Source organism: Actinocorallia lasiicapitis, assembly GCF_054778695.1.
Genome location: NZ_BAAGZI010000015.1, coordinates 1 through 26544 on the forward strand (window position 1 = coordinate 1; position 26544 = coordinate 26544).

Sequence of the window (26544 nt, forward strand, 5' to 3'; positions counted from 1 at the left end):
GGGGAGCCGCCGACGGGCGGCGTGTCCGCAAGGACCCGTGCCAGCAGCACCGCGGCGACCGCGAACAGCAGGGCCGAACCGTGGAAGAACCAGCGCCACCCGGCGGACGCCACCGCGCCCTGCGCGGCGAGCTGCCCGACCACGGCCGAGGACAGGAAACCGGTGGTCATCGCGGTCGCCGTCACCAGGCGGCGGCGCGGTTCGATCCGCTCGGCGATGTAGGCGAACGCGACCGGCGGGAACGCGCCGATCGTCAGGCCCTGCAGGAAGCGCAGCACGAACGCGGACTCGGCGTTCGGCGCCAGCCCGGCCAGGACGGTCGTGACGACGGTGGCCGCCACCCCGGCGACGATCACCCGGCGCCGGCCCAGCCGGTCCGACAGCGGCCCGAACAGCAGGAACCCGGCGGCGTAGCCGAGCCCGAACAGGGTCACCAGCCAGGTGAGGGCGTGTGGTCCCGTCCGCCAGTCGCGGGCCATCGCGTCGAGCTGGGGGATGACTCCGTAGAGCTGGCCGGTGGCGATCAGCGCGGTGAAGCCGAGGACGGCCGTGGTCCGGCCGAACGGCGCGTAGGCGGCGGCCGGGGCGGACTCCGTCGCGGCGGGGGCCTGGGCGGGTCCCGGGGTGATGGTCATGGCGGCAACATAACCAACTGGTTGGTTGGACGTCAACTGACCGGTTGGTCGCGATAGGATCGGCGCCATGTCCGGCACCGAGACCAAAGACGCCCTGCTGAAGGCCGCTCGCGCCGAGTTCGCCGAGATGGGCGTCGCCGGCGCGCGCGTGGACCGGATCGCGGCCCGCGCGGGCGTCAACAAGGAGCGCATCTACGGCTATTTCGGCAGCAAGGACAAGCTGTTCGACGCCGTCATGCAGCAGGTGCTCGACGAGCTCTCCTGGGCGATCACGATGCCGGGGGAGGACCCCGTCGCCTATGTGGGCGAGGTCTTCGACTTCTTCCGCGCCCACCCCGACGCCCGCCGGCTGCTGGTCTGGGAGGGCCTGCACGACCAGCCCCGCGAGCATCCGCAGTGGCGGGCCGACCGGTGCGGCGCCAAGGCGGTCTCGCTGGCCAAGGGGCTCGGCCGACAGGCGTCGCCGGAGACCGGGATGCTGATGACCACGCTGATCGGCCTGGCGATCTGGCCGCTGTCGATGCCGCATCTCAGCAGGCTGTTCGGTGCGGACCCGGCCGACCACGAGGCGATGCGCGCCCATGTCCGCCGGTTCGCCGCCGCGGCCATCGCGGGCATCCGCGCCGAGGACGAGCCGTCCGGTTAAGGCGAAAGACCCCGCCGAAGCGGGGTCTTTGAGGGGAATCTTCGAGGGGTCGCGCGTCAGACCTTGGCGAGTGCCGGTTCGGCGGGCTCGGGCTCCTGCGGCCTGGCGTGCTTGGGAAGCAGGAAGATCGCGCCGAAGACCAGGGCGAGCATTCCGAGCTCGAACCAGAGCGTGAACTGCTCGGCGGCGACGAAGTCGGCGTGCTTGATCTTCTCGAAGAAGACGGTGCCGAGGACGGCGGTGCCGAGGGCCGCGCCGAGCTGCTGGACGGAGGTGAGGGTCCCGGACGCCGACCCGGTCTCGTGCGGTTCGACCGAGGCGAGCACGGTGTCGAAGAACGGGGCCATCACGAACCCCATCCCGAGCCCGGTGACGGCGAGGGCGGGGGTGAGCTGCCACGGGGTGACCGCGAGCCCCTGCCATTCGAGGGTCGCGATGACCCCGGCCACACCGGCGGCCATGATCAGCAGCCCGCCGTGCATGACCTTGCGGCCGTACTTCAGCAGCGCCTGGGAGGCGATGAACGCGACGACCATGCCGATCGAGGACGGGATGCCCGCCATGCCGGCCTTGAACGGCGAGTAGCCGAGACCGATCTGGGTGTAGAGGCTGAAGGTCAGCCAGAAGCCGGTCATCGCGGAGAAGAACACCAGGCCGAGGACCATGCCGCCGGAGAAGCCGCGCTTGCGGAACAGGCTGGGCTCGACCAGCGGGTCGCCGCCGGTGCGGGACTTGCGGGCCTCGAACCAGGCAAAGAACCCGAACACCGCGACGGACAGGGCGATCAGCGCGAACGACCAGGCGGGCCAGCCGTGCTCACGGCCCTGGACCAGCGGGAAGATGATGAGTGCGGAGCCGACGGCGGCGAGGAACGCGCCGGCCAGGTCGAGCCTGACGGTCTTGGCGGTGCGCCAGGCGGGCAGGAACAGCACGCCGCCGACGATCGCGAACAGGCCGAGCGGGATGTTGATCAGGAAGATCATGCGCCAGCCGGTGCCCCACCAGTCGGCGTCGATCAGGTAGCCGGCGAGGATCGGGCCGCCGACGCTGCTCAGGCCCATGACGGGTCCGAACAGGCCGAACGCTTGGGCCTGCTCCTTCTCGTCGAACATCTCCTTCAACATGCCGAGGCCCTGCGGCAGCATGATCGCGCCGAGGACGCCCTGGAAGACGCGGGCGGCGATGAGCTGGCCGGGGGACTGGGCGATGCCGCAGGCGATCGAGCCGAGCGTGAACCCGACGGCGCCGATCAGATAGACGTTCTTGCGGCCGAAGATGTCGCCGAGGCGGCCGCCGGTGATCAGGCCGATCGCCATGGCGAGGGTGTAGCCGGCGCCGAGCCACTGGATGGTGGATTCGCCGCCGCCCAGCTCGGCGCGGATGGACGGGGCGGCGATATTGGTGACGAGGGCGTCGAGCAGGTCCATGACCTCGGCGGCGAGGATCACGAACAGGGCGACCCAGCGCCATTTGAAGGGGGCTGATGTCTCGGACATCGGGCTGTCTCCCAAGGGGGGTGTGGAACGGTGTTTGTCTGACGAACACTGTTCTAGACCTGGAACGGCCCGCCTGTCAAACACTGTTCGCTTAACGAACGATGTTCTTTGTGGGAACAGTGTTCGTGACTGGTACGATGTTCGCCATGAACGTCGAGATGCCGCCACCGCCCTGGAAGAAGCAGCGCAAGCCCGCCCGGGCCAAGCAGCCGCTGACCCAGGAGGCGATCGTCGACGCCGCCCTGCGCATCCTCGACGCCGAGGGCCTCGACGCGGTCAGTATGCGGCGCGTCGCCCAGGAGCTGCAGACGGGCCCCGCCTCCCTGTACGCGCATGTGGAGAACAAGACCGAGCTGCTCAACCTGCTGGTCGAGCGGGCCTCGGGCGAGGTCGTCGTGCCGCGGGCCGATCCGGAGCGCTGGGCCGAGCAGGTCAAGGAGGTGGTCCGCCAGGTCCGCGCCAATCTGGTCGCCCACGCCGACCTGGCCAGGGCCGCGATGGCGGGAATCCCCACGGGCGAGAGCGCGATCGCCGTCACCGAGGGACTGCTCGCGATCATGAAGGCGGGCGGGATCCCCGACCGGCAGGCCGCCTGGTTCGTCGACCGCGTCTTCCTCTACGTCACCGGCGACGCCTACGAGGGCGCGCAGTGGCACTCGATGATCCCCGAAGGGCGCAGCCAGGAGGAGTTCGTCACCGAGTACTTCGGCGCGATCAGGAACTACTTCGCGAGCCTGCCGCCCGAACGGTTCCCGAACGTCGTCGCCATGACCGGCCCCATGTTCGACGGCGACAGCGACGAGCGCTTCGAGTTCGGCCTCGAACTGCTCCTGCGCGGCCTCGCCACCTACCGCGAGACCCCTTAGCGGTCGCCTAGCACTTGGTGTAGCCGCGCCTGCTGTTCCAGGTGCAGCTGTCGTACAGCTTGTCGCTCGGCGTGAACAGGTAGGCGCCGCCCTTGACGTTCGGCCAGGAGTGCCGGCGGAACTTCTGGAACAGCGTGGTGCGGGTGTTCTTGCCGTCGCCCATCCGCATGACGATCTGCTTGCCCGGCAGGATGATCATGTTCTTCCGGTGGAAGTAGAGCAGGACGGTCTTCTTCGGGTCGGCCTTGTAGCCGATCGTCCAGCCCGAGATGTTGACCTTCGACTTCCCGAAGTTCTTCACGACGAGGAACTCGCCGTTGACGTTCTTGGCGGTGTCCTTGCCCTTCGCGTCGTACCGGACATAGCTCAACCGGACGCTCGGCGCCTTGGCCTGGGCGGGAGCGGCGGTCAGCGGCACGGTGACGGCCGCCGCCACGGCGATGGCGAGGAGGGTGCGCATCGGGCTTCTCCGATCTTCGGGGGAGCCAGCAGACTACCGCGCCAGGAAATCCGGTTGTGGCGTGCGGTTGACTGGACGGCGTGCTCCTGACCATCACGACGACCATGACGCCCGCGACCGAACTGGGATTCCTGCTCCACAAGCATCCCGACCGGGTCCAGGCGTTCGAGCAGACCTCGGGGACCGCGCACGTCTTCTACCCGGAGGCGACCGCCGAACGCTGCACGGCCGCGCTGCTCCTGGAGGTCGATCCGATCACCCTGACCAGGACGAGGGCCAGGAACAGCCCCGACTTCTCGCTCGGGCAGTACGTCAACGACCGCCCGTACGCCGCCTCCTCCCTGCTGTCGTCCGCGCTGAACGCCGTGTTCCGCACCGCGATGCGCGGCCGTTGCGACTCCCGCCAGGAGCTCGCCGACGGGCCGATCCCGCTGGAGCTGACGCTGCCCGCGCTGCCCTGCCGCGGCGGCCCCGACTTCGCGCGCCGGCTGTTCGAACCACTCGGCTGGCGGGTCGAGGCGGTGCCCGTCCCCCTGGACGAGCGGTTCCCCGAGTGGGGCGACTCCCGGTACGTCACGCTGACGCTCCGCGGCGACGTCCGGCTCGCCGACGCGCTCAACCAGATCTATGTGCTGCTGCCCGTCCTCGACGACGCCAAGCACTACTGGGTCTCGCCCGACGAGGTCGACAAGCTGATCCGCTCCGGGGAGGGCTGGCTGGCCGAGCACCCGCTGCGCGACCAGATCACCCGCCGCTACCTCGGCAACCGCCGCACGCTCGTCCAGTCGGCGCTGCGCCGGCTCGCCGAGGTCGACGACGCCCCCGAGGACGCCCTGGAGACCCCCGTCGGCACCGCGGAGGAGCACGAGCGGAAGGTCCCGCTCAACGAGCGCAGGGCCGAGGCCGTGCTGGCCGCGCTCCACCAGGAGGGCGCGCGCACCGTCCTCGACCTGGGCTGCGGCCCCGGCGCCCTGCTGGCCCTGCTGGTCGCCGACCGGTCCTTCACCAAGGTCACCGGGGTGGACGTCGCGTTCGGCGCGGTCCGCACCGCCCACCGCAGGCTCAAGACCGACCGGCTGCCGCCGGCGCAGGCCGAACGGATCTCGGTCTTCCAGGGTGCGCTGACCTACGTCGACGACCGGTTCGCCGGCTACGACGCGGCCGTCCTCATGGAGGTGATCGAGCATCTCGACGCGTCCCGGCTGCCGGCGCTCGCCGAGGTCGTCTTCGGCCACGCCAAACCGGGGACGGTGATCGTCACCACCCCGAACGTCGAGCACAACGTGCGCTACGAGGGGCTGACGGGCCTGCGCCACCCCGACCACCGCTTCGAATGGACCCGCGCCGAGTTCGCCGCGTGGGCCGGCGAGATCGCCACGGCCTACGGCTACACCGTGCGCCACGTACCGGTCGGCGACGACGACCCCGAGGTCGGCCCGCCCACCCAGATGGGGGTGTTCACCCGATGACCGAGCCGACGAACGAGACCGCACCGGCCGTCCTGCGCCTGCCCGAGATGGGGCTGGTGCTGCTGATCGGCGTGTCCGGGTCCGGCAAGTCGCATTTCGCGCGCCGGTACTTCAAGGACAGCCAGGTGGTCTCCTCCGACCACTGCCGCGCCGTGGTGTCCGACGACGAGAACGACCAGTCCGCCACCGGCGACGCCTTCGACCTGCTCCACTACATCGTCGCCAAACGGCTGCGGCGCGGGCTGCTGACCGTCGTGGACGCCACCAACGTGCAGCCCAAGGCCCGCCAGGCGCTGATCCAGGTGGCGCGCGACCACGACGTGCTGGCCGTCGGGGTCGTCCTGGACGTCCCGGAGTCGCTGGCCAAGTCCCGCAACGCGGGACGGCCCGAACGGCAGCTTCCCGACCATGTGATCCCCCGTCAGCTCCGCGAGCTGAAACGCGGGATGCGCGGGCTGAACCGGGAGCTCAAACGCGTCTACTTCCTGAAGCCCGAACAGGTCGAGCAGGTCGAGATCGTCTATGAGAAGGGCTGGTCGGACCGGCGCGAGGAGACCGGGCCGTTCGACCTCATCGGCGACGTCCACGGCTGCCGGATCGAGCTGGAGCGGCTCCTCACCGAGCTCGGCTACACCCTCAGCCATGACGAGCTGGGCCGGGCGGTCGGCGGGCACCACCCGTCGCGGCGCGCGGTGTTCCTCGGCGACCTCGTCGACCGCGGCCCCGACACGCCCGGCGTGCTCCGGCTCGCGATGGGCATGGTCGCCGACGGCGACGCGCTCTGCGTGCCCGGCAACCACGAGAACAAGCTGCTGCGCGCCCTCACCGGCCGCAAGGTCACCGTCTCGCACGGGCTGGCCGAGTCGCTTGAGCAGCTCGCCGCCGAGACCCCGGAGTTCCGGGACGCCGCGATCAGGTTCATGGACGGCCTGGTCAGCCATCTCGTCCTGGACGGTGGACGGCTCGTCGTCGCCCACGCCGGGCTGAAGGAGGACTTCCACGGCAGGGCGTCCGGGCGGGTCCGGTCGTTCGCCCTGTACGGCGAGACCACGGGGGAGACCGACGAGTACGGGTTCCCCGTCCGCTACCCGTGGGCCGACGACTACCGGGGCAAGGCGGCCGTGGTCTACGGGCACACGCCCGTGCCCAAGGCCGAATGGATCAACAACACGCTCTGCGTCGACACCGGCGCCGTGTTCGGCGGCAGCCTCACCGCCCTGCGCTACCCCGAGCGGGAGCTCGTCTCGGTGCCGGCCGAGCGGGTCTGGTACGAGCCGGTGAAACCGTTCCCGGCCGCCGCCGAGCAGGAGCGGAAGGCCGACCTGCTCAACATCAAGGACGTCATGGGGGTCGGCGGGGTCGAGACCCGGCTGATGGGCCGGGTCTCGGTCCGGGAGGAGAACGCGCTCGCCGCGCTCGAGGTCGTCAGCCGGTTCTCCGCCGACCCTGGCTGGCTGCGCTACCTGCCGCCGACCATGGCGCCCGTCGCGACGTCCCGGCTGGAGGGGTATCTGGAGCACCCGGCGGAGGCGTTCGCCGCCTTCCGCGACCAGGGAGCCGGCCGGGTCGTGTGCGAGGAGAAGCACATGGGCTCGCGGGCCGTCGCGCTGGTCTGCCGGGACGAGGCCGTCGCACGGGCCGTGTTCGGCGCCGAGGGCCCCGGCGAGATCTACACCCGGACGGGCCGCGCCTTCTTCGGCGACCCGGCGCTGACCGGGGAACTGATCGGCCGGATCGCGGCCGCCGCCACGGCGGCCGGGCTCTGGGCCGAGCTCGGCACCGACTGGATCCTGCTGGACTGCGAGCTGCTGCCCTGGTCGGTCAAGGCGCGTGAGCTGGTCCGCACCCAGTACGCCGCGACCGGGGCGGCGGCGCGCACCGCGCTGCCCGTCGCCAAGGAGCTGCTGGAGCGGGCCGCCGGACGCGGGCTGCCCATCGACGGGCTGCTGGCGACCGTGACGAGCCGGGAGGCGAACGCCGCCCTGTTCCGCGACGCCTACGCCCGCTACTGCTGGCCCGTCGACGGCCTGGACGGGGTGCGGCTCGCCCCGTTCCAGCTCCTGGCCTCGGCCGGGCACAACCACATCGCCCGCGACCACCTCTGGCATCTGGAGTTCGCCGACCGGCTGGCCGCCGCCGACCCCACCGGCACCCTCACGGGCACCGCCTCCCGGGTCGTCGACCTCGCCGACCGGGCGAGCGAGGCGGCCGCCACCGACTGGTGGCTGGAGCTGACCGCGGCAGGCGGCGAGGGCATGGTGGTCAAGCCGCTCGACGTCGAGCCCGGCACCGGCGCGCGCCGCGACCCCGTCCAGCCGGGGCTCAAGGTCAGAGGCCGGGAGTATCTGCGGATCATCTACGGCCCCGACTACACCGAGCCGCACCACCTGGAGCGGCTGCGCGACAGGTTCCTCGGCCGCAAACGCTCCCTGGCGATGCGCGAGTACGCCCTCGGCGTCGAAGCCCTGGACCGGCTGGCCGCAGGGGACCCGCTCTGGCGTGTTCACCAGGCCGTCTTCGCCGTCCTGGCGCTGGAGTCCGAGCCGGTCGACCCGCGGCTGTGAAGCAGAACCGGCCGACGCCCGAAGGCGCCGGCCGGTTCCGTTTCACCGCGTCACACGGCGTGGATCACGTGCTGAACAGCATCCCGAAGAGGGAGCCGTGGTGGCCGTGACGGCCACCGTGGTGGTGGTGCACGACGGGCGCGTGCCCGGCACCCCAGCCCGGCTGGGCGACGGGCGGAGGCGGGGGCGCCTGCCGCCACTGGCTCTCGACTCGGGCGAGCGTCTCGAGCTCGCCGTAGTCGAGGAAGATCCCGCGACACATCTCGCACTGTTCGATGTGGACCCCGTTACGGTCGAAGGTCCGCATCGTGCCCCGGCACTTCGGGCACTGAAGCATTTCCGCCACCTTTCCATCGCGGCCCGGGGGCTCGCGACAGACGTTTTTTGATGGCACCTTACGCCATCAAGCAGTTGGAACGCCGCCGATTCGGTCACACGTATCGATAAGTGCCGTTTCGTAGGCGTCGAGGTTCCGGTCCCCCTCTACTGCATGTGAGACGCCGCGCGCGGCCGTTTGGATCGCGAGAGCTTTCGCCGGAAGGTCGAGCACCTGCCACGGGTCGGTGCCGGGCGGGATGGCGGGGCCGCCGGCGTCCAGGTAGGAGTGCAGGAAACGTGACCAGACCTCGGGCGGCAGGATGCCCGCCGCGTAGAGGGCCGCGGGCCTGGCCAGGTCCCAGGCGGGATCGCCGGTGCCCAGATCGTCCAGGTCGATGAGCTTCCACGCGCCGTCGCGCCGCACGAGCTGGCCGAGATGCCAGTCGCCGTGCACGAGACGGGTGCCGCCGGGCGGCTCCAGGACGTCAGGGAGGGCCGCGAACGCCCTGCGGACGACCTTGGCCGCCGGATGGGCCAGCGCCGCCGGGTTCTCGGCCAGCCGGTCGAACACGATCTGTCTGACCTTCGCCGGAGCGCCCTGGCGGGGCAACCCTGGCGGGGGAGTGATCCGGTGCAGCGCGGCCAGCAGCCGTCCGCCCTCCTCCCACGGCGCGCCGACCGGGTCGGCCGGATCGACCGGCTCGCCGAGCGGCCAGACGGAGACGAGACGTCCGCCGAGGAACTTAACGGGGGCCAGGGGCGTCAGAAAGAGGGAGGGGTGCGCCGCGGCCACGGCCAGCCGCTCCGCCAGGTCCTGGGTCTCAGGGTGGTGAGATTTCACGATCACGTCACCGACCTGGAGTACGAGTACGTCCCGGTGGGCGTAAACGACCGCGGGTTCGCCTAGACCACCGGCCTCCCGTGCGACTACCGTGAGCTGCTCCTTCATCCCGCCCAGTCAACCATGATCGGTATATGAGAAACCTGTTGAAGACAGGGTTGAGCGGGACTTCTCATGACACACTGGGGCCGATCGTGCCATATCGTAACTTTGGGGAGCTGGAACGCTACAGTGCGTAGATCGCTTTAGGCGGATCCTCGCCACTGTGGGTAAGCTCACCCGACTGACAACCTTGAGGAGTGGAGACATAGTGCCCGGTCGTTCCGAGCCGGATGGCGAAGGCAGGACCTTCGCCCGCGGCGCCGCCCCCTGGCTGATCCCCGGCCTGGTAGGCAGCGCGAGCGCCGCGTTCCTGGCCAGACGGTCTCGCTTCCGCGTCCCGGTCGGCATCGCCGCAGCCGGGCTCGCCGGAGGCATGGCCTGGTTCTTCCGGGACCCAGCCCGCGAGGGCGAAGGTCTCCTCCTGTCGGGCGCCGACGGCGTCGTCCAGAGCATCCAGGAGTGGCCGGACGGCCGCACCAGGGTCGCGGTGTTCATGAGCCCGCTGGACGTCCACGTGAACCGGGCGCCCATCGCCGGAAAGATCATCTCTGTCGATCACATCGCCGGCGGTCACGTCCCCGCGTTCAACAAGGACAGCGACCGCAACGAGCGCGTGGTCTGGAAGTTCGCCACCGAGATCGGCGAGCTGGAGTGCGTGCAGATCGCGGGCACCGTGGCGCGCCGGATCGTCCCCTACCTCGAAGAGGGCGCGACGGTCACCCAGGGCGAGCGCATCGGCCTGATCCGGTTCGGCTCACGCTTCGACGTCTACCTCCCGCAGGGAATCCGCCCCGCGGTGACCGTCGGACAGAAGACCAGGGCCGGTGAGACGCACCTTGTCCGTTCTTAAGACCGAGCCGCTGGAACCGGTCGACCCGGTCGCCGAGCGGCTTTCCCCCGCGGACTTCCTGACCTTGGGCAACGCGCTGTGCGGCATCGCCGCGCTCCGCAGCATCATGGTCCAGGGCGACTTCCGCGGCACCGACAGCCGGTTCTTCGCCGGCGCCGTCCTGCTGATGCTGATCGGCGCGGTCTGCGACCTGTTCGACGGCCGGATGGCGCGCCGCTGGCGCAGCACCCCCTACGGCCCCCACCTCGACAACCTCGCCGACGTCATCACCTTCGGGCTGGTGCCGGCCGCGATGGTGCTGGCCTGGGCGGGCTTCGACGACGACCAGCGGGCGCTCCCCGCGCTGGTCGCCGCCGCCGCGTTCTTCCTGGCGATCGTGGTCCGGCTGGCCCGGTACGTCACCGCGCCGAACGAACCAGGGATCTTCCGCGGGATGCCCGCGCCGCTGTGCGCGTTCACCGTGGTGTCGATCATCGTGCTGTCGCCGCCGCTTCCGGTGGCCGTCGCCGCGGTCGTCTGCGTGGCCGTCCTGGCCGTCAGCCGGCTGCCCTTCCCCAAGCCGGGCAGTCGCACGCTGGCCGGGGTCATGGTGGTGTGGGCGCTGGTCGCGTCGCTGTCGGTCGTCGCCTGGGCCGCGAAGATCCCCGGCGGCGAGAGCTGGATGAAGCTGGTCGCCGGTTCGGAGCTGTTCGCCGCGGCGTTCATCCCGCTGATCATGCTCAAGCTCCGCCGAGAGATGCGGGCAGCATGTGCTGTGCCGCAAAGCAGGCGGCGGACGCTACCCCGACCCCGCCGATCAGGTCGGCGACGTAGTGCTGCCGAACGAGTAGCGTCGAGGCGATGATCAGACCGCACCACGCGGTCACGAGCACGCCCAGCCACGGCAGGAACCTCAGCCAGGCCACCGAGATGATCACAGCGAACGCGTTGTGCAGGCTCGGAAAGCAGTTGTAGGGCTGATCGGCCTGGTAGACCCGCCGCAGCAGCTTCGCCAGCACGTCGTGCCCCGGTACCTCCGGCCGGGGCACATGCGTTTGGAAGAAGCGGTAGAACAGGCACGACACCCAGAGGGTGAGCGCGGTCGCCAGCAGGATGTACCGGGCCTGGTCCGGCGCCCACCACAGCAGGACGAGCACCGTCAGCGGGGCGAGGATCGCCGCCGAGATGTACGGGATCACGAAGATCTTCACCAGGGGGATCCGGGCGTCCCAGACCGTCCGCAGATGCCACTTGTGCGGCCCCCGGTTGAGTCTCCCGTAGGCCGTCCACAGCAGCCCCACGGTCGCCACCAGCGCTACGGTCATCACGGCCGCCTCCTGTCTCTGTGACAAGTTGAACACCCTGTGTATCCGCAGTCCATCCCTTCCGGACGGTAGGCCACCCTTGCTCTCTGTGCAGGAAAATGTCCGCCTGTTGACGGTGGTCGTCGGCTCGACGGCCTACGGGCTTTCGACCGATGCCAGCGATGTGGACCGCCGCGGCGTCTTCCTCGCCCCGACCGAGGCGTTCTGGCGTTTCACCAAGCCGCCCACGCACCTCGACGGCCCCCGCGACGAGGAGTTCTCCTGGGAGCTGGAGCGTTTCTGCGTGCTGGCCCTGGACGCGAACCCGACCGTCCTGGAGTGCCTCTGGTCGCCGCTGGTCGAGCACTCCACCCCGGTCGGCGACGAGCTGCGCGCCCTGGCCCCCGCGTTCCTGTCGCGGCAGGCCCACCGCACGTTCCTGCGCTACGCCGACCGGCAGTTCCAGCGGGCCAGAACCGCCGAGACGATCAAGTGGAAGCACGTCATGCACCTGCTCCGCCTGCTGATCTCCGGCCGTCATCTGGTCACGACGGGCGAGCCCCTGGTCGACGTCTCGGCCCACCGCGACCACCTCCTGTCCGTCCGCCGCGGCGAGGTCCCCTGGCCCGAGATCGCCGCCTGGCGCGCCACCCTCACCGCCGACCTGGAGACCGCCCTGGCCACCAGCCCCCTCCCACCCCACCCCGACCACGAGACCATCGAGCGTTTCCTGGTCACCACCCGAAGAAACGCCCTATGAACATCACCCCCACCGGAATCGTGGAATAGATGCTTGATTGCTCAAGTTTTCTCTAGTGGAATGTGGGGGTTTGGCGGAGAGGGTGGAGGGGTCATGGGGCGGATGCCGGCGATCTACTTGAGTCATGGGGCGCCGCCGTTGGCGGATGATCCGGTCTGGCCGGGGGAGCTGAAGGCGTGGAGCGCGGAGCTGCCCAGGCCGTCGGCGGTGCTGATGGTGTCGGCGCACTGGGAGGACGCGCCGCTGGCCGTCGGGGCGACCGAGACCGTGCCGCTGGTCTACGACTTCTGGGGATTCCCCGAGCACTACTACCAGGTCCGGTACGCCGCGCCGGGGGCGCCGGAGCTGGCGGCCCGGGTGCGGGCGCTCGTGCCGGGTGCGCAGGACGTCCCGGACCGCGGCCTCGACCACGGCGCGTACGTGCCGCTGGTGGAGATGTACCCCGACGCCGACGTGCCCGTCCTGCAGATCTCGCTGCCGACACTCGACCCGGCCGGGCTGTACGAGATCGGCCGGAAGCTCGCGCCGCTCCGCGACGAAGGCGTGCTGATCGCCGGCAGCGGGTTCTTCACCCACAACCTGCGCGGGCTGAACCCGGCGGCCGGGCCCGACGACGCGCCGCAGTGGTCGCGGGAGTTCGACGCCTGGGGCGCCGAGGCGCTGGCCAGGCAGGACGTCGACGGTCTGCTCGACTTCCTGCACAAGGCGCCGTCCGGCCGGGTCGCGCACCCGCGGACCGAGCACTTCGCGCCGCTGTTCGTGACCCTCGGCGCGGCCGACGGCGAACTCGGCACCCAGAAGACCACCGTCGACGGCTTCTGGATGGGCCTCGCCAAACGCTCCGTCCAGCTCGGCTGACCCCGCTGGCCAGGGTCAGCGGGGGGCGGGCCCGGTGGAGCGGCGGACGATCAGTTCGGGCCGGTAGAGCAGCTCGGAGCGGGGCACCTTGTTGCCGCCGATCTCCTCCAGGAGGCTGTTGACGGCCGCCTCGCTCATCTCGCGGACCGGCTGGCGGATCGTCGTCAGCGGCGGGTCGAGGTAGGGGATGAGCGGGGAGTCGTCGAAGCCGACGACCGACACGTCCTCGGGGACGCGCAGGCCGCGCTGGCGGGCCGCGCGGATCGCGCCGATCGCCATGATGTCGCTGCCGCAGCAGATCGCGGTGCAGCCCCGGTCGAACAGGGTCTGGGCGGCGGCCTGCCCGCCCTCGACGGTGAACATCGAGGTGACGATCAGATCGTCGACCTTGTCCTGCTTGGCGTGGGCCGCCATCGCCCGCCGGTAGCCCTCGGTCTTGCGGATCGACGGCACGAACCGCTCCTGGCCGACCGCCAGCCCGATCTTGGTGTGCCCGAGGTTCGCGAGGTGCTCGACGGCCAGCTCGATCGCGGCGGCGTCGTCGTTGGAGATGAACGGCGCCTCGATGTCGTCGCGGTAGCCGCCGACCAGCACCAGCGGCAGCCCCCGGTCGGTGAGCCGGGTGTAGCGGGACTTGTCGGCCGTGGAGTCGGCGTGCATCCCGTTGACGATCACGATCCCGCTGACGCCGCGTTCTAGCAGCAGCTCGGTGTAGTCGTCCTCGCGGATGCCGCCGGGGGTCTGGGTGCAGAGCACCGCCGTGTACCCCGACATGGCCAGCGAGGTCTCGATGATCTGCGCGAACACCGGGAAGATCGGGTTGGTCAGCTCGGGCACGATCAGCCCGATCAGCCCCGCCCGCTGCTGCTTCAGCCGGGCCGGACGCTCGTAACCGAGGACGTCCAGGGCCGTCAGCACGGCCTGTCTCGTGGCGGCGGAGACACCGGGCTTTCCGTTGAGCACACGGCTCACGGTCGCCTCGCTGACCCCGGCTTGGGCCGCGATATCGGCCAGACGTGTCGTCATGACCCTCAATTTACCGGGCATCGTGGTCGCCGTCCGTCGAGATCCACCACACGGCGGTGTCCGTGGGCAGCGTCACGTGAGCGCCGTCCGCGGCGACGGGCGCGCTCGTCAAGGTGAGCGGGCCGGGAACACTGATCTCCACGGGTGCGGAGCCCAGGTTGGCGGCGCAGTGGAAGTCGCCGCGGCGGAACCGCAGCAGCCCCGCCGGGCCTTGCTCCCAGGTGAGGGTTCCATCACCGAGCGCAGGGTGCTCGCGACGGAATGTCAGTGCCGCGCGGTACAACGAGAGGGTCGAGGCGACGTCCTCCTGCTGGGCCTCGACCGTCAGCTCACGCCAGCGCGGGGGGATCGGGAGCCAGGATGCGCCAGACGTCTCGGACGGCGAGCCGGTGGTGGAGAAGCCGAACGGGGGAGCCTCGCCCGACCAGGGCAGCGGCACCCGGCAGCCGTCGCGTCCCGCTTCGGCGCCGCGGCCGCGCTGCGGGTCGGTCAGGAACTCCTCGGGCAGGTCCAGCACCTCCGGCAGGCCCAGCTCCTCGCCCTGGTAGAGGTAGGCGGAGCCGGGCAGCGCGAGCAGGAACAGGGCGGCGGCGCGGGCGCGGCGGAGGTCGCGCTCGCCGTCGCCGTAGCGGGTCACGTGGCGGCGCACGTCGTGGTTGGACAGCACCCAGGTGGCGGGTGCGCCGACCGCGTCGGAGGCCGCCAGTGACTCGTCGATAATCCGCTTGAGGACTGTCGCGTTCCATTCGGCGTTCAGGTAGGCGAAGTTGAACGCCTGGTGGAGCTCGTCGGGGCGCACGTACTTGGCGAGCCGCTCCGGGGTGGGGGCCCACGCCTCGGCGACCGCCGCGCGGGAGCCGGGGTAGGAGTCGAGCAGCCGCCGCCACGACCGGTGGATCTCGTGGACGCCGTCCTGGTCGAAGTAGGGCAGCACGTTGGTGCCCAGCATCTCGATCTGGTCGGTGTACCCGACGTCGGGCAGGCCCTCCGCCTTGATCATCCCGTGGGCGACGTCGATCCGGAACCCGTCCACGCCGAGGTCGAGCCAGAACCGCAGGATGTCCTCGAACTCGGCTCTGACCTCGGGGTTCTCCCAGTTCAGGTCCGGCTGCTGCGGGGCGAACAGATGGAGGTACCACTGGCCGTCGGCGATCCTGGTCCAGGCGGGTCCGCCGAACACGGACTCCCAGTCGTTCGGGGGGAGTTCGCCGTGCTCGCCGCGGCCGTCGCGGAACAGGTAGCGGTCGCGTTCGGGGCTGCCGGGGGCCGCGGCGAGCGCCGCGGTGAACCAGGCGTGCCGGTCGCTGGTGTGGTTGGGGACGATGTCGACGATCACGCGCATCCCCTGGGCGTGCGCGTCGTCGAACAGGGCGCGGGCGTCGTCGAGGGTGCCGAACATCGGGTCGACGCGCCGGTAGTCGGCCACGTCGTAGCCGAAGTCCGCCATCGGCGAGGCGTAGAAGGGGGTGAGCCACAGGGCGTCCACGCCGAGGTCGGCGAGGTACGGCAGGCGTGCCCGGATGCCGGGCAGGTCGCCGATGCCGTCGCCGTCGCCGTCGGCGAAGCTGCGCACGTAGATCTGGTAGATCACGGCATCGCGCCACCAGCGGACGGCGGTGGTGGCGCCGCCCGCGGGGTTGGGGTTCAGCGTGGTCATGTAGGGGGTCCCCCGAGAAAGGTGGTGGTTACTTGACGCCGCCGGCCGTGAGGCCCGCGACGATCCGGCGCTGGAAGATCAGGACCATCACGACCAGCGGCACGGTGACGACGACGGCCGCGGCCATCTGGGTGCCGAACGGCTGGTCGAAGCCGCGCATCCCGGTGAACTTCGAGATCGTGACGGTCGCCGTCTGCATCTCCTTCTTGTTCACCATGGACAGCGCGATGATGAACTCGTTCCAGGCCATCATGAAGACGAGGATCGCGGTGGTGAACACGCCGGGCGCGGCCAGCGGGATGATCACCTTGCGGAAGGCCTGGCCGCGCGAGCAGCCGTCGATCATGGCGGCCTGTTCGAGCTCGAACGGAAGCTGCTTGAAGAAGACCGTCAGGTTCCAGACCGCCAGCGGCAGCGCGAAGCCGAGGCTGGGCACGACCATCGACTGGTAGGTGTTGATCCAGCCCCAGTCGGTGAACAGCTTGAGCAGCGGCAGGACCTGGGAGATCCCGGGGAACATCGAGGTGGCGATGATGATCCCGAGGACGGCGTTCTTGCCGCGGAAGTCGAGCCTGGCCAGCGTGTAGGCGGTGAACAGGGCGATGGTCAGCGTGAGCAGGGTCGTCGAACCGGCCACGATCAGGCTGTTGAGCAGGGACCGGCCGAAGGAGTTGTCCGGGTCGAACACGGCCCGGATGTTCTCGGTCGACCAGGGCGACGGCAGCACGCTGGAGTCGAACTGGTCGCTGGGCGCGCGGAACGCCGAGACGACCATCCAGTAGAAGGGCGCGAGGCAGAAGACCAGGACGAACGCCACTCCCACATAGGGGAGCACCCGCCGGAGCACGGCCGTGCGCGGTGCCGCCGCGATGTGCGCTGTGCTCATTTCCGTGCCTTCCTGTTCTCACGGGCGGTACCGATCACATCAGCGCCGAGTATCTTCACGAAGACGTAGGCGATGACGGCGATGTAAACGAAGAGGACCGTGGCGTAGGCGGTGCCGACCCCGTACCGCAGGTTGCCCGCCTCGTCCCAGGCGAGCATGGACAGGGTCTCGACGGAGTCCTTGTGGCCGCCGATGAGCACGTACGGCAGGTCGAACATGCGCAGCGCGTCCATCAGCCGGAACAGCACGGCCACCATGAGCGCGGGCTTGACCAGCGGCAGCGTGATCCGCCAGAACTTCTGCAGGGCGGTCGCGCCGTCGACGGAGGCCGCCTCGTAGACCTCCTTGGGGATCACCTGGAGCCCCGCGAGGACCAGCAGCCCGATGAACGGCGAGGTCTTCCAGACCTCGGCGATGATCACCGCGATCTTCGACTGGAAGCCGTCCGCGGTCCAGAGGATCTGGTGGCCGAGCAGGGTGTTGGCGATGCCGTCGGGCTGGAAGATCCAGCGCCAGAGCAGGCCCGACATCGCGGTCGGGACGGCCCACGGCACCAGCACGCTGGCCCGGATGATCGCCCGTCCGCGCAGCGCCTGATGCATGATCAGCGCCAGGCAGATCCCGATCACGGTCTCGAGCAGCACGGTGGTGATGGTGAAGAACGTCGTGTTCCAGAAGGCGTTCAGGAACGCGTCGCCGCGGTCGCCGCTGAACAGCGCCGTGTAGTTCTTCAGCCCGACGAACTCCGAGCCCTCCTTGACGAAGCCGTCGGCGGTGAGGCCGTCGGACTTGGCGTAGAGGGATTCACGGAACCCCGCCAGCACCGGATAGCCGACGACCAGCGCCAGCACCAGGAAGGTGGGGGACAGCAGCAAGAGCGCGAACCGGCGCGAGCCGTCCGCTGCGGGTCTTCCCGCTGTGCCGCGGTCGGTGGCCGGTCGTTTCCGGAGGATGGTCGCCATCGGTCCTCTCCTGAGCGACGGGGTGGAAGGACTGGGCGGCGGGGCCGGTAGGGGAGGCCCCGCCGCGTCAGTTCGTCGCAGGAGCTACTGCTGGGTGAGGGTTTCCAGCTTGGCCTGGAGGTCGGTGAGCGCCTGGTCGGTGGTCGTCTTCCCGGTGAGCGCACCGTAGGCGGCCTCCTGGATCGCCGTGGTGACGTCGCCGTACTTGACGGCCTTCGGACGGCCCTGGGCGTTCTCGATGGCGGTCTTCAGCGCCGGCATGTACGGGAACTTCGCGACGATCTCGGGGTCGTCGTACAGGGCCGCGACGGACGGGGCCTTGCCGATGACGAGCGCGTTGGCCTTCTCGACCTCGGTGCTGGTCATGTACTTGAGGAAGTCGACCGCGGTGGCCTTGTTCTTGGCGAACTCGGAGATCGCGAAGTTGTGGCCGCCGAGGGTGGAGACGCCGAGGCCGCTCACGCCGGGCAGCGGCGCGACGTCGAACTTGCCGACGACCTTGGAGGCCTTCTTGTCCTGGGCCAGCGCGTACTGGTACGGCCACTGGCGGTGGAACAGGAGGTTCCCGGCCTGGAAGTCGGCGCGGCCGAGCTCCTCGGTGTAGGTGATGGCCTTCTTGCTGATGTGGCCGTCCTTGAAGGCGCCGACCAGGACGTCGAGTCCGGCCTTGGCCTCGGGGGTGTTGACGTTCGGCTTGCCGGTGGCGCCGTCGACGACCTGGCCGCCGCCCGCGTTGATCGCCTCGGAGGCGTTCACGGTGAGGCCCTCGTACTTGTCGAACTGACCGGCGTAGCAGTCGGCGCTCTTGGCCTCGGCGACCTTGGACTTGATCGTGTCGCAGGCGGCGAACAGGTCCTTCCAGGTCTTGGGGGCCTCGGCGATGCCGGCCTTGGCGAGCAGGTCCTTGCGGTAGTAGAGCAGGCCCGCGTCGGAGTCGGCCGGCAGGGCGTACAGCTTGTTGAAGTACTTGCCGGTCTCGACGGTCGGCTTGAGCAGCTTGTCGACGCCGAGGTCGGCTTCGGGCAGCTCGGCGATCCAGCGGTTGGCGGCGAACTCGGCCGTCCAGACCACGTCCAGGTTGAGGACGGTGTACGCGTCGGACTTGGCCTGCGCGTTCTGGATCATGGAGTTGCGCTGCTCGTCGGCCTTGTCGGAGAGCTCGATGACCTTGGCGGGCTCGTCGGGGTGGCCGGCGTTCCAGGCGTCGATCTGCTTCTGCAGGTTGCCGGAGGTGTCCTTGCCGGTCACGAAGGTGATCGGGCCGCGGCCTTCCAGCTTGGCCGCCGACTGGGCCGGCTGCTTGTCGTCGTCGCTGCCGCCGCCGCAGGCGGTGAGCACAAGGGCAAGGCCGGCGACCGCGCCGACCAGAGGGGTGAGCCGCACTGTGCGTTCCTCCTAGATGAGGGTTTTCACGGGGATGTGAGGGGTGTGCCGGGGACGCTAGCAACGGGCTGCAAGGCTGTAAATCCCTTGCAGCAAGAAGATGCAAGGTTCGTTACAGGCTTGTTAACGTCCGCCCGGGGTGGGCCTGCAGAGTTTATGAGCGTTAGTCCGGTGCTCTGTGCAGTTGTCGGGGTCTGAAAGCACCCCGAAAGCCCCTGCGCAAGTCTTGCAAGTTCTGCAAGAACTTGAGTAGGTTCCGGCTGCCAGCCACCCCCCTGAGCCTGGAGGCCCGTCTTGGCCCCGTCCTCTCCGCGCCGCCGCTCGCTCCGCGCGGCCATCGCCCTCGCCCTCGACGTCGCGCTGCCGCCGGTGATCCCGGCCGCGGCCGAGCCGCCCGCCGCGGCCTTCCGTCCGACGCTCAGCAAGGAGCGCTTCTACTTCGCCATGGCCGACCGGTTCGCCAACGGCGACCGCGCCAACGACACCGGCGGCCTGACCGGCGACCGCCTCACCACCGGTCTCGACCCGACGTCCAAGGGCTTCTACCAGGGCGGCGACCTCGCCGGGATCCTGCAGCGGCTCGACTACATCCAGGGTCTCGGCACGACCGCGCTCTGGCTGACCCCGTCTTTCCAGAACCGTCCCGTCCAGGGCGAGGGCGCCAACGCCTCGGCCGGCTACCACGGCTACTGGATCACCGACTTCACCCGGATCGACCCGCATCTGGGCACCAACGCCGAGATGAAACTGCTGGTCAAGGAGGCCCACAAACGGGGGATGAAGGTCTTCTTCGACATCATCACCAACCACACCGCCGACGTGATCTCCAACCGGGAGAACGCCTACACCTACCGGCCGAAGGCGTCCTACCCGCTGCTCGACACCAAGGGCCACCCCTTCGACGAGGCCGACTACGCCGACGGCGCCCGCCCGTTCCCCAAGCTCGACGAGAACTCCTTCGCCTACACCCCGCAGATCGCGCCCGGCGCCCCGCGCAAGACCCCCGACTGGCTGAACGACCCGACGCTCTACCACAACCGCGGCGATTCGACCTTCGCCGGTGAGAGCTCCGAATCCGGGGATTTCGTCGGCCTGGACGATCTGATGACCGAGCACCCCAAGGTCGTCAAGGGCATGGCCGACATCTACGAGCACTGGATCAAGGACGCCCAGGTCGACGGCTTCCGGATCGACACCGCCAAGCACGTCAACATCGAGTTCTGGAAGCGGTTCGCCCCGCAGATCCAGGCGTACGCCGCCCAGCGCGGCAACCCGAACTTCTTCCAGTTCGGCGAGGTCTACTCCGGCGACCCGAAGATCACCTCCCGGTATGTCACCGAGGGCCGACTCCCCTCGGTCCTGGACTTCCCGTTCCAGGAGACGGCCCGCGCGTTCGTCTCCGGCGCGCCCGCGTCCCGGCTGAAGGAGCTGTACGGCCAGGACGACCTGTACACCGACGCCGACTCCTCGGCCTACTCGCTGCCGACCTTCCTCGGCAATCACGACATGGGCCGGATCGGCGGTTTCGTCGCGCGCGACAACCCGGACGCGTCGGCCGAGGAGCTGCTGAAGCGCGACCAGCTCGCCCACCAGCTCATGTACCTGACCCGCGGCCAGCCGGTGATCTACTACGGCGACGAGCAGGGCTTCACCGGCGACGGCGGCGACACCGACGCCCGCACCTCGCTGTTCGCCTCCCGGGTGCCGTCCTATCTGGACGACGTCCAGCTCGGCACCACGGCGACCGCGGCCCAGGACAACTACGTCACCGGCCACCCGCTCTACCAGGGCATCAAGGGGCTCGCCGAGCTGACGACCGCGCATCCGGCGCTGCGGGACGGCGCCCAGATCGAGCGGCTGGCCGACGGCGGGGTGTACGCGTTCTCGCGGATCGCCGCCGGGCAGAACGTCGAGTACGTCGTGGCCGTCAACAACGGGACGGCCGCGCGGCAGGTCACGATCCCGACCTTCGCCGCGGGCGCCGCTTTCGCGCCGCTGTACGGTGCGGACGGCGAGGCCGTCACCAGCGCGGACGACAAGACGATCACGGTCTCGGTGCCGCCGCTCCAGTCGGTCGTCTACCGGGCCGCCTCGCCGCTGGCGGCTCCGGCCGCCGCGCCCTCCGTGACCGCGACGGTCCCCGCCACGCTGCTCGGCCGCGCCGAGATCGGCGCGACGGTCCCCGGTGACGGTTTCGACCAGGTCGCCTTCCAGGCCAGGATCGGCGACGGCCCGTGGCAGCCGCTCGGCGCCGACGACAACCGCTCGTTCCGTGTCTTCCACGACGTCTCCGGCATCGCGCCGGGCACCCGGGTCGCCTACCGGACGACCGTGCGCGACAGCGCGGGCCGCACCGCGACGGCCGAGGCGTCCGGCACGGTCGGCGAGGTTCCCGCCGAGCCGGAGCCCGGCGCGGTCACCCGCGACTGGCTGCTGGTCCACTACCAGCGGCAGGGTTCCTACGACGGCTGGACGGCCCGTTTCTCCGGCGACGTCGAGGCCCCCGCCGACACCGCGTTCACCGGTGCGGACGCGTTCGGCCGCTTCGCCTGGGTGAAGCTGAAGCCGGGCGCGAAGGAGGCGAAGGTCCTCGTGCACCACGGGGACACCGCCGACGGTGTCGAGCACACCGTCAACGTGGTGCGCGACGGTGAGATCTGGCTGACCGAAGGCAACGAAACCGTCTCCACTTCGGTGCCGTACGCGACCGTCCACTACCAGCGCGCCGACGGCGACTACACCGGCTGGGGCCTGCACCTGTGGGGCGACGCGATCGCCGACGGGGCGGCCACCGACTGGTCCGCGCCCCGGCTGCCGGACGGTACCGACGCGTTCGGCGCCTACTGGAAGATCCCCCTCAAGTCGGGCGACTCCCCGGTCAACTACATCGTCCACAAGGGCGACGCCAAGGACACGGGCGACGTCTCCTTCACGCCGTCCGCCCAGCCCGCCGCCTATGTCGTCTCCGGCGACCAGACGATCCACCGGAGCGCGGCGGCCGCCCGCAACGTCGCCGTCGTCCACTACCGGCGTCCCGCGGGAGACTACGACGGCTGGGGCCTGCACGTCTGGACGGGCGCCGCCGCCCCCACCGGCTGGGACACCCCGATCACGCCCGCGGGGACCGACGCCTACGGCGTCTACTACGAGGTTCCGCTCGCCCCCGGCGCGACGACCCTCAGCTACATCCTCCACAAGGGCGGCGAGAAGGATCTGCCCGACGACCAGTCGCTCGATCTGGCGACCTTCGGGCACGAGGTCTGGTCGCAGGCGGCTGTCCCCGGTTATCTGCTGCCGCGGCTCGGCGGCGCGGGCCTGGACGCCGACCTGTCCAAGGCTGACGCGTCCCTCGCGGGCACGACCGTCACCTGGAAGACCGGCCCGACCGGCGGCAGGACGTACGCGCTGGCCTACTCGCTGACCAACGATCTGGCCGTCGCCGACGGCGAGCTCACCGGTGACGTGCGGCTGCTGCGGCTTCTGCCGTCCGGTACCGGGACCTTCACCGTCGATCCGCGTGACGTCGCACGGCTGGCGGACAAGGCCGTCCGGTTCACACTCGTCGCGATCGAGCGTTCCGCCACGGGCGCGCTGCTGACCGCCACCGGGGTCGCCAAGCGCTGATCCCGCCCCGCAAACGTGGGCCCGGAGGCCCGTTCCGCCAGCACCGGAACGGCGTCCCGGGCCCACTTCTGTTCGCCTTGCAGTGAGCTTGCGGAAATCTTGCTGCAATCTCTTGACGGTTGTCGGGCGGATCGGTGATGCTCGTCACTGCACGGTCCCCCGGTGCTGGCGGGACGGTCCGGACATTCCCCCGTACCCCCCTTTTCTGGGAGCACCCATGGGCTTCGCCCTGAGAACCGCCGCCCCACCGGCGTCCCTGATCAGCGCACCCCCCGTTCACGACGGTGTTAACGCGAGTCCCTTCCCGCCCGAGGACGTGAACGGCACGGCGGCGCTGCTCCGTACGGACGGCCGACGCTCCCGGCGTCTGAAGTGAGGTCCCCGATGGACGACGTCCTGGTGATCGGCGGCGCGGGCGTCGACACGATCGTCACCGTGCCGGGCCGGCTGCCCCTGCCCTACGCCGACTCGGTGATGACGCCCGGTATCACCGACTACGTCGGCCACACCGGGAACGGGGTGGCGCTCGGCTGCCGCGCCCTCGGGATGGCCGTGCGGATCGTCGACTTCCTGGGCGACGATCCGCAGGGCGCGCTCGTCCGGGAGCGGCTGGCGGCGGCGGGTGTCGAAACCCTGTTCGTGCACAGCGAGCTGGGCACGCGGCGCGCCGTGAACCTCGTTGACGCCGAGGGCCGCCGGATGTCGTTCTACGACGGACGCGACGCCCCCGGCCTGCGGCTGCCCGACGGGCTGGTCGAGGGGATCGCGGCCCGCCACGTCCATGTGTCGATCATGGACTATGCCCGGCATGTGTACCCGCTGCCCGAGGGCGTCACGACCTCGACCGACCTGCACGACTGGGACGGCGAAGACGCCTACCAACGGGATTTCGCGCTCAAGTCCGACGTGGTGTTCGTCAGCGGGACGGCTCTGAAGGACGAGGCCGCGACCGTCGGACGGATCTTCGCCGACGGCGTCGCGCGGATCGTGGTCGTCATGGACGGCGAGCACGGCGGCCGCTACGCCACCCGTGACCAGCGGGAACTCCTCGCCTACCCGCCCGCCACCGGCGGAGCGGTGATCGACAGCAATGGCGCGGGCGACGCGTTCGTCTCCGCGTTTCTGCACGCCTGGCTGGGCGGCGCGCCCGTCGCCGCGTGCGTGCGGGCCGGTGCGGTCGCCGGGCTGCACGCGTGCGGCGCGGCCGGCACCCACCAAGCCCTCATCAGCCTCCCCGAGCTGGCAGCCCGGCTCGCCCCCACCCCCTAGGAAGGCAACGCATGTCCAGAGTGAAGATCCGCGCCGTGCTCGCGGCGGCGGCGCTCACCGCGACCGGCCTCGTTTCGATCGCGGTGAGCACCGCCAACGCGGCCGTCACCCTCAACGACAGCGAGGTGACGGCCAACCTGTGGGAGTGGAACTGGCCGTCCGTCGCCTCCGCCTGCACCACCCATCTCGGCCCGGCCGGCTATGGCGCGGTGCAGGTCGCGCCGCCGCAGGAGTCGGTGAGCCTGCCGTCGTCGGCGGACGGCGCCCACCCCTGGTACGAGGTGTACCAGCCGGTGTCCTACCGGCTCGACTCACGGTTCGGCACCCGCGCCCAGTTCACCGCGATGGTGGCGGCCTGCCACGACGCGGGCGTCCGCGTCTATGTGGACGCGGTCGTCAACCACATGGCGGGAACGAACAACGGCGGCGGTGTCACCGGCTACGCGGGCACCGCGTTCACCGGCTACTCCTACCCGGCGGTGCCCTACGGCAACGGCGACTTCCACCACCCGGGCGACCCCTGCCCGACCAGCGGCGCGATCAACGACTGGAACAACGAAGCCCAGGTGACGGGCTGTGAACTGCTGTCCCTTTCGGATCTGTACACCGAGAAGGACAGCGTCCGGGGCAAGATCGCGGCCTATCTGAACGACCTGATCGGGATCGGTGTCGACGGCTTCCGGGTGGACGCCGTCAAACACATCAGAAAAGACGATTTCGCCGACATCCTGAGCAGGCTGAACAACACCGTCGCGGAGAACAAGCGGCCGTACGTCGCGCAGGAGATCTTCGACGGCGCGAGCAACGCCGCGCTCAAGGCGGCGGCGTTCACCGGCAACGGCGACGTCCTGGACTTCGGGTACGCGAAGGGCATCCGGTCGGCGTTCCAGGGGTCGATCGCGAACCTCGCCAACGTCGGCGGCTGGGCGTTGGACGCGCCGAGCGCCAACGTGTTCGCCATGGTCACCAACCATGATCTGGAGCGTGACGGCGTCGTCCTGTCGTACAAGAACGGCGCCGACTACACCCTGGCCAACTACTTCGCGCTGGCCTACCCGCACGGCAAGCCGTCGGTGTACGACAGCTTCACCTGGACGAACCGGAACGCCTCACCGCCCGCCGACGGCAGCGGCCAGGTGACGGCGACGAGCTGCGGCGCGTCCTGGACCTGCCTCACCCAGTCGACGTCGATCAAGGGCATGGTCGGCTGGGCGAACACGGCCCGGCCGGTGAAGTCGGTCGCCGACTTCAAGGTCGTCAACAGCGACGTGATCGGTTTCCACCGAGGCGACCGCGCCTGGATCGGCATCAACGACTCGGGCAGCGCGGCCTCGTCCGAGTTCACGACGGGCCTCGCGGACGGCGCCTACTGCGACGTCATCTCCGGCGTCGCGACGTCCACGGGCTGCACCGGCACCGCCGTGACGGTCGCGGCGGGCAAGGCCACGGTCTCGATCCCGGCCAACAGCGCGGTCGCGATCCACGCGAACGCCCGCCCTGGCGTCGACCCGACGCCCTCGGACGGCACCACCGTCTCCGACACGTTCAAGGTCACCGGCGCGGGCACCGGCCCCGCCCTCTACGTGGTCGGCGACAACCCCGCCCTCGGCTCCTGGGCCCCGGCCAACGCGATCCCGCTGACGTCCCAGGGCTCCGGCACCTGGTCGGCGGCCGTCACCCTGCCGAAGAACACCACCCTCGCCTACAAGTTCATCAAGAAGGACTCCTCGGGCAACGTCACCTGGGAGGCCAACGCCAACCGCACCGTCAACACGGGCACCACGAACCAGACCCTGACCAGCACCTGGTCGGTCGCGGGCGTCACCACGGGCGACCCGGCCCCGACGACCACGGACGTCACCTTCAACACGACCGCCACCACGGTCTTCGGCACCAACGTCTACGTCGTCGGCAGCATCCCGTCTTTGGGCTCCTGGAACCCCGCCAACGCGATCCCGCTCTCCAGCTCCGCCTACCCGGTGTGGTCCAAACTGATCGCCCTCCCGAAGTCCACCCCCTTCGAGTACAAGTACATCAAGAAGGACCCCTCCGGTGCCGTCACCTGGGAATCCGGCGCCAACCGCACCTACACGACCGGCACCAACCCCACCCACACCCTGACCGACTCCTGGAAGTAACGAAATGAGGGGAAGGGCTCGTCGCCCTTCCCCTCACCGTTCCCGCGGAATCCGCCCGTCGAATTCCATCGCGACGTGCGTCGCGTCTCCTGCTTTCCGCACCCGCCATTTCCGTGCCAGGGCGTCGATGATGTGCAGTCCGCGCCCGCCTTCGCCGTCCGGATCGCACCGGACCACGGGAACATCCCCGTTCTCGCTCCCGTCGTCGACGACCTCCACGACGACACCGTCGGGCAGCGCGTACAACGCCACCGACACTTTCCCGCCCTTCCCCGACCGCGAATGCACGACGCCGTTCGTCACGGCCTCGCTGACGCACATCTGCACGTCGTCGAGACCGGGAAACCGCTCCCCGAGCATGTCCCTGCAGAACCCCCGAGCGAACCGCACCGACCGCACATGCCCAGGCAACGTCAACACCCCGACCAGCTCCACCTCTTCTTCGTCCATG

At 70.0% G+C, this 26544-nt stretch carries 22 protein-coding genes and 1 pseudogene; 11 read left to right on the plus strand and 12 right to left on the minus strand.

Annotation, left to right across the window (positions count from 1 at the left end):
- Positions 1–635, minus strand: a 635-nt coding sequence (locus ACYVE7_RS03550; RefSeq protein WP_460363061.1) for an MFS transporter, incomplete at its 3' end; no start/stop codon positions are given.
- Between the two features lie 67 nt (positions 636–702).
- Between ACYVE7_RS03550 and ACYVE7_RS03555 the strand changes: the two genes are divergently transcribed.
- On the plus strand, positions 703–1281 hold the full coding sequence (locus tag ACYVE7_RS03555; protein WP_460363062.1) for a TetR family transcriptional regulator: 579 nt from the start codon (positions 703–705) through the stop codon (positions 1279–1281).
- A 56-nt stretch (positions 1282–1337) separates the two neighbouring features.
- Here the strand turns inward: ACYVE7_RS03555 and ACYVE7_RS03560 are convergent, their stop codons facing one another.
- Entirely contained in the window at positions 1338–2777 is a 1440-nt protein-coding gene (locus ACYVE7_RS03560) for an MFS transporter (RefSeq protein WP_460363063.1), read from the minus strand.
- Between the two features lie 146 nt (positions 2778–2923).
- On the opposite strand from ACYVE7_RS03560, the gene ACYVE7_RS03565 reads away from it, so the two are divergent.
- Positions 2924–3643, plus strand: a complete 720-nt coding sequence (locus tag ACYVE7_RS03565; RefSeq protein WP_460363064.1) for a TetR/AcrR family transcriptional regulator C-terminal domain-containing protein — start codon at positions 2924–2926, stop codon at positions 3641–3643.
- Between the two features lie 7 nt (positions 3644–3650).
- On the opposite strand, the gene ACYVE7_RS03570 is transcribed toward ACYVE7_RS03565, so the two are convergent.
- A complete protein-coding gene (locus tag ACYVE7_RS03570; protein ID WP_460363065.1) occupies positions 3651–4103 on the minus strand; it encodes a lamin tail domain-containing protein in 453 nt (150 codons plus the stop codon).
- An 80-nt stretch (positions 4104–4183) separates the two neighbouring features.
- Between ACYVE7_RS03570 and ACYVE7_RS03575 the strand changes: the two genes are divergently transcribed.
- Both ACYVE7_RS03575 and ACYVE7_RS03580 read left to right on the plus strand, forming a co-directional pair.
- Positions 4184–5572, plus strand: a complete 1389-nt coding sequence (locus ACYVE7_RS03575) for a 3' terminal RNA ribose 2'-O-methyltransferase Hen1 (protein ID WP_460363066.1) — start codon at positions 4184–4186, stop codon at positions 5570–5572.
- Positions 5569–8136, plus strand: coding sequence for a polynucleotide kinase-phosphatase (locus ACYVE7_RS03580; RefSeq protein WP_460363067.1), 2568 nt, complete (start codon positions 5569–5571; stop codon positions 8134–8136). The genes ACYVE7_RS03575 and ACYVE7_RS03580 overlap by 4 nt, the downstream gene beginning before the upstream one ends.
- A 64-nt stretch (positions 8137–8200) precedes the next feature.
- Here the strand turns inward: ACYVE7_RS03580 and ACYVE7_RS03585 are convergent, their stop codons facing one another.
- Both ACYVE7_RS03585 and ACYVE7_RS03590 read right to left on the minus strand, forming a co-directional pair.
- Entirely contained in the window at positions 8201–8473 is a 273-nt protein-coding gene (locus ACYVE7_RS03585; RefSeq protein ID WP_460363068.1) for a TFIIB-type zinc ribbon-containing protein, read from the minus strand.
- Positions 8474–8539: 66 nt separating this feature from the next.
- Positions 8540–9301, minus strand: coding sequence for a phosphotransferase family protein (locus tag ACYVE7_RS03590; RefSeq protein ID WP_460363069.1), 762 nt, complete (start codon positions 9299–9301; stop codon positions 8540–8542).
- 304 nt (positions 9302–9605) lie between these two features.
- Between ACYVE7_RS03590 and ACYVE7_RS03595 the strand changes: the two genes are divergently transcribed.
- Together ACYVE7_RS03595 and ACYVE7_RS03600 are read left to right on the plus strand one after the other, a co-directional pair.
- Positions 9606–10247: a phosphatidylserine decarboxylase gene (locus tag ACYVE7_RS03595; protein ID WP_460363070.1), complete on the plus strand. Its 642-nt coding sequence runs from the start codon at positions 9606–9608 to the stop codon at positions 10245–10247.
- Positions 10222–10758: pseudogene (locus tag ACYVE7_RS03600) on the plus strand (CDP-alcohol phosphatidyltransferase family protein); the annotation flags it as partial. The gene ACYVE7_RS03595 and the pseudogene ACYVE7_RS03600, both read left to right, overlap by 26 nt.
- 208 nt (positions 10759–10966) lie before the next feature.
- Here the strand turns inward: ACYVE7_RS03600 and ACYVE7_RS03605 are convergent.
- Positions 10967–11551, minus strand: coding sequence for a phosphatase PAP2 family protein (locus ACYVE7_RS03605; RefSeq protein WP_460363071.1), 585 nt, complete (start codon positions 11549–11551; stop codon positions 10967–10969).
- A gap of 109 nt (positions 11552–11660) precedes the next feature.
- Between ACYVE7_RS03605 and ACYVE7_RS03610 the strand changes: the two genes are divergently transcribed.
- Both ACYVE7_RS03610 and ACYVE7_RS03615 read left to right on the plus strand, forming a co-directional pair.
- Positions 11661–12290, plus strand: coding sequence for a nucleotidyltransferase domain-containing protein (locus ACYVE7_RS03610; protein ID WP_460363072.1), 630 nt, complete (start codon positions 11661–11663; stop codon positions 12288–12290).
- A gap of 93 nt (positions 12291–12383) precedes the next feature.
- Positions 12384–13148 (plus strand): dioxygenase family protein, encoded by a 765-nt coding sequence (locus ACYVE7_RS03615; RefSeq protein ID WP_460363073.1) that lies wholly within the window; start codon positions 12384–12386, stop codon positions 13146–13148.
- 15 nt (positions 13149–13163) lie between these two features.
- On the opposite strand, the gene ACYVE7_RS03620 is transcribed toward ACYVE7_RS03615, so the two are convergent.
- The 5 genes from ACYVE7_RS03620 to ACYVE7_RS03640 all read right to left on the minus strand — a co-directional run bounded on the left by ACYVE7_RS03620 (position 13164) and on the right by ACYVE7_RS03640 (position 19062).
- Positions 13164–14174, minus strand: a complete 1011-nt coding sequence (locus tag ACYVE7_RS03620) for a LacI family DNA-binding transcriptional regulator (protein WP_460363074.1) — start codon at positions 14172–14174, stop codon at positions 13164–13166.
- 10 nt (positions 14175–14184) lie between these two features.
- Complete coding sequence (locus ACYVE7_RS03625; RefSeq protein ID WP_460363075.1) at positions 14185–15831, minus strand: glycoside hydrolase family 13 protein; 1647 nt, start codon at positions 15829–15831, stop codon at positions 14185–14187.
- 28 nt (positions 15832–15859) lie between these two features.
- Positions 15860–16717 carry a carbohydrate ABC transporter permease gene (locus tag ACYVE7_RS03630; protein WP_460363076.1) on the minus strand — a complete coding sequence of 286 codons (858 nt, stop codon included), beginning with the start codon at positions 16715–16717 and terminating at the stop codon, positions 15860–15862.
- A complete protein-coding gene (locus ACYVE7_RS03635; protein ID WP_460363077.1) occupies positions 16714–17679 on the minus strand; it encodes a carbohydrate ABC transporter permease in 966 nt (321 codons plus the stop codon). The genes ACYVE7_RS03630 and ACYVE7_RS03635 overlap by 4 nt, the downstream gene beginning before the upstream one ends.
- 84 nt (positions 17680–17763) lie before the next feature.
- Positions 17764–19062: an ABC transporter substrate-binding protein gene (locus ACYVE7_RS03640; protein WP_460363078.1), complete on the minus strand. Its 1299-nt coding sequence runs from the start codon at positions 19060–19062 to the stop codon at positions 17764–17766.
- A 294-nt stretch (positions 19063–19356) separates the two neighbouring features.
- Between ACYVE7_RS03640 and ACYVE7_RS03645 the strand changes: the two genes are divergently transcribed.
- From ACYVE7_RS03645 to ACYVE7_RS03655, 3 genes are all read left to right on the plus strand, one after another.
- The gene (locus ACYVE7_RS03645) at positions 19357–22686 is read left to right on the plus strand and encodes an alpha-amylase family glycosyl hydrolase (RefSeq protein ID WP_460363079.1); all 3330 of its coding nucleotides are present in this window, start codon (positions 19357–19359) and stop codon (positions 22684–22686) included.
- A gap of 384 nt (positions 22687–23070) precedes the next feature.
- Complete coding sequence (locus ACYVE7_RS03650) at positions 23071–23955, plus strand: carbohydrate kinase family protein (RefSeq protein ID WP_460363080.1); 885 nt, start codon at positions 23071–23073, stop codon at positions 23953–23955.
- An 11-nt stretch (positions 23956–23966) separates the two neighbouring features.
- Entirely contained in the window at positions 23967–26093 is a 2127-nt protein-coding gene (locus ACYVE7_RS03655; RefSeq protein ID WP_460363081.1) for a carbohydrate-binding module family 20 domain-containing protein, read from the plus strand.
- A 33-nt stretch (positions 26094–26126) separates the two neighbouring features.
- Here the strand turns inward: ACYVE7_RS03655 and ACYVE7_RS03660 are convergent, their stop codons facing one another.
- Positions 26127–26543 (minus strand): ATP-binding protein, encoded by a 417-nt coding sequence (locus tag ACYVE7_RS03660; protein WP_460363082.1) that lies wholly within the window; start codon positions 26541–26543, stop codon positions 26127–26129.
- Position 26544 lies beyond the last annotated feature (1 nt).

Bases quoted from the DNA above. Each gene is read 5' to 3' on its own strand.
- ACYVE7_RS03605 (WP_460363071.1), bottom strand. From the start codon at position 11,551: ATGACCGTAGCGCTGGTGGCGACCGTGGGGCTGCTGTGGACGGCCTAC.
- ACYVE7_RS03555 (WP_460363062.1), top strand. From the start codon at position 703: ATGTCCGGCACCGAGACCAAAGACGCCCTGCTGAAGGCCGCTCGCGCC.
- ACYVE7_RS03625 (WP_460363075.1), bottom strand. From the start codon at position 15,831: ATGACCACGCTGAACCCCAACCCCGCGGGCGGCGCCACCACCGCCGTC.
- ACYVE7_RS03650 (WP_460363080.1), top strand. From the start codon at position 23,071: ATGGACGACGTCCTGGTGATCGGCGGCGCGGGCGTCGACACGATCGTC.
- ACYVE7_RS03560 (WP_460363063.1), bottom strand. From the start codon at position 2,777: ATGTCCGAGACATCAGCCCCCTTCAAATGGCGCTGGGTCGCCCTGTTC.
- ACYVE7_RS03630 (WP_460363076.1), bottom strand. From the start codon at position 16,717: ATGAGCACAGCGCACATCGCGGCGGCACCGCGCACGGCCGTGCTCCGG.
- ACYVE7_RS03565 (WP_460363064.1), top strand. From the start codon at position 2,924: ATGAACGTCGAGATGCCGCCACCGCCCTGGAAGAAGCAGCGCAAGCCC.
- ACYVE7_RS03580 (WP_460363067.1), top strand. From the start codon at position 5,569: ATGACCGAGCCGACGAACGAGACCGCACCGGCCGTCCTGCGCCTGCCC.
- ACYVE7_RS03585 (WP_460363068.1), bottom strand. From the start codon at position 8,473: ATGCTTCAGTGCCCGAAGTGCCGGGGCACGATGCGGACCTTCGACCGT.
- ACYVE7_RS03655 (WP_460363081.1), top strand. From the start codon at position 23,967: ATGTCCAGAGTGAAGATCCGCGCCGTGCTCGCGGCGGCGGCGCTCACC.
- ACYVE7_RS03660 (WP_460363082.1), bottom strand. From the start codon at position 26,543: ATGGACGAAGAAGAGGTGGAGCTGGTCGGGGTGTTGACGTTGCCTGGG.
- ACYVE7_RS03615 (WP_460363073.1), top strand. From the start codon at position 12,384: ATGGGGCGGATGCCGGCGATCTACTTGAGTCATGGGGCGCCGCCGTTG.
- ACYVE7_RS03635 (WP_460363077.1), bottom strand. From the start codon at position 17,679: ATGGCGACCATCCTCCGGAAACGACCGGCCACCGACCGCGGCACAGCG.
- ACYVE7_RS03570 (WP_460363065.1), bottom strand. From the start codon at position 4,103: ATGCGCACCCTCCTCGCCATCGCCGTGGCGGCGGCCGTCACCGTGCCG.
- ACYVE7_RS03620 (WP_460363074.1), bottom strand. From the start codon at position 14,174: ATGACGACACGTCTGGCCGATATCGCGGCCCAAGCCGGGGTCAGCGAG.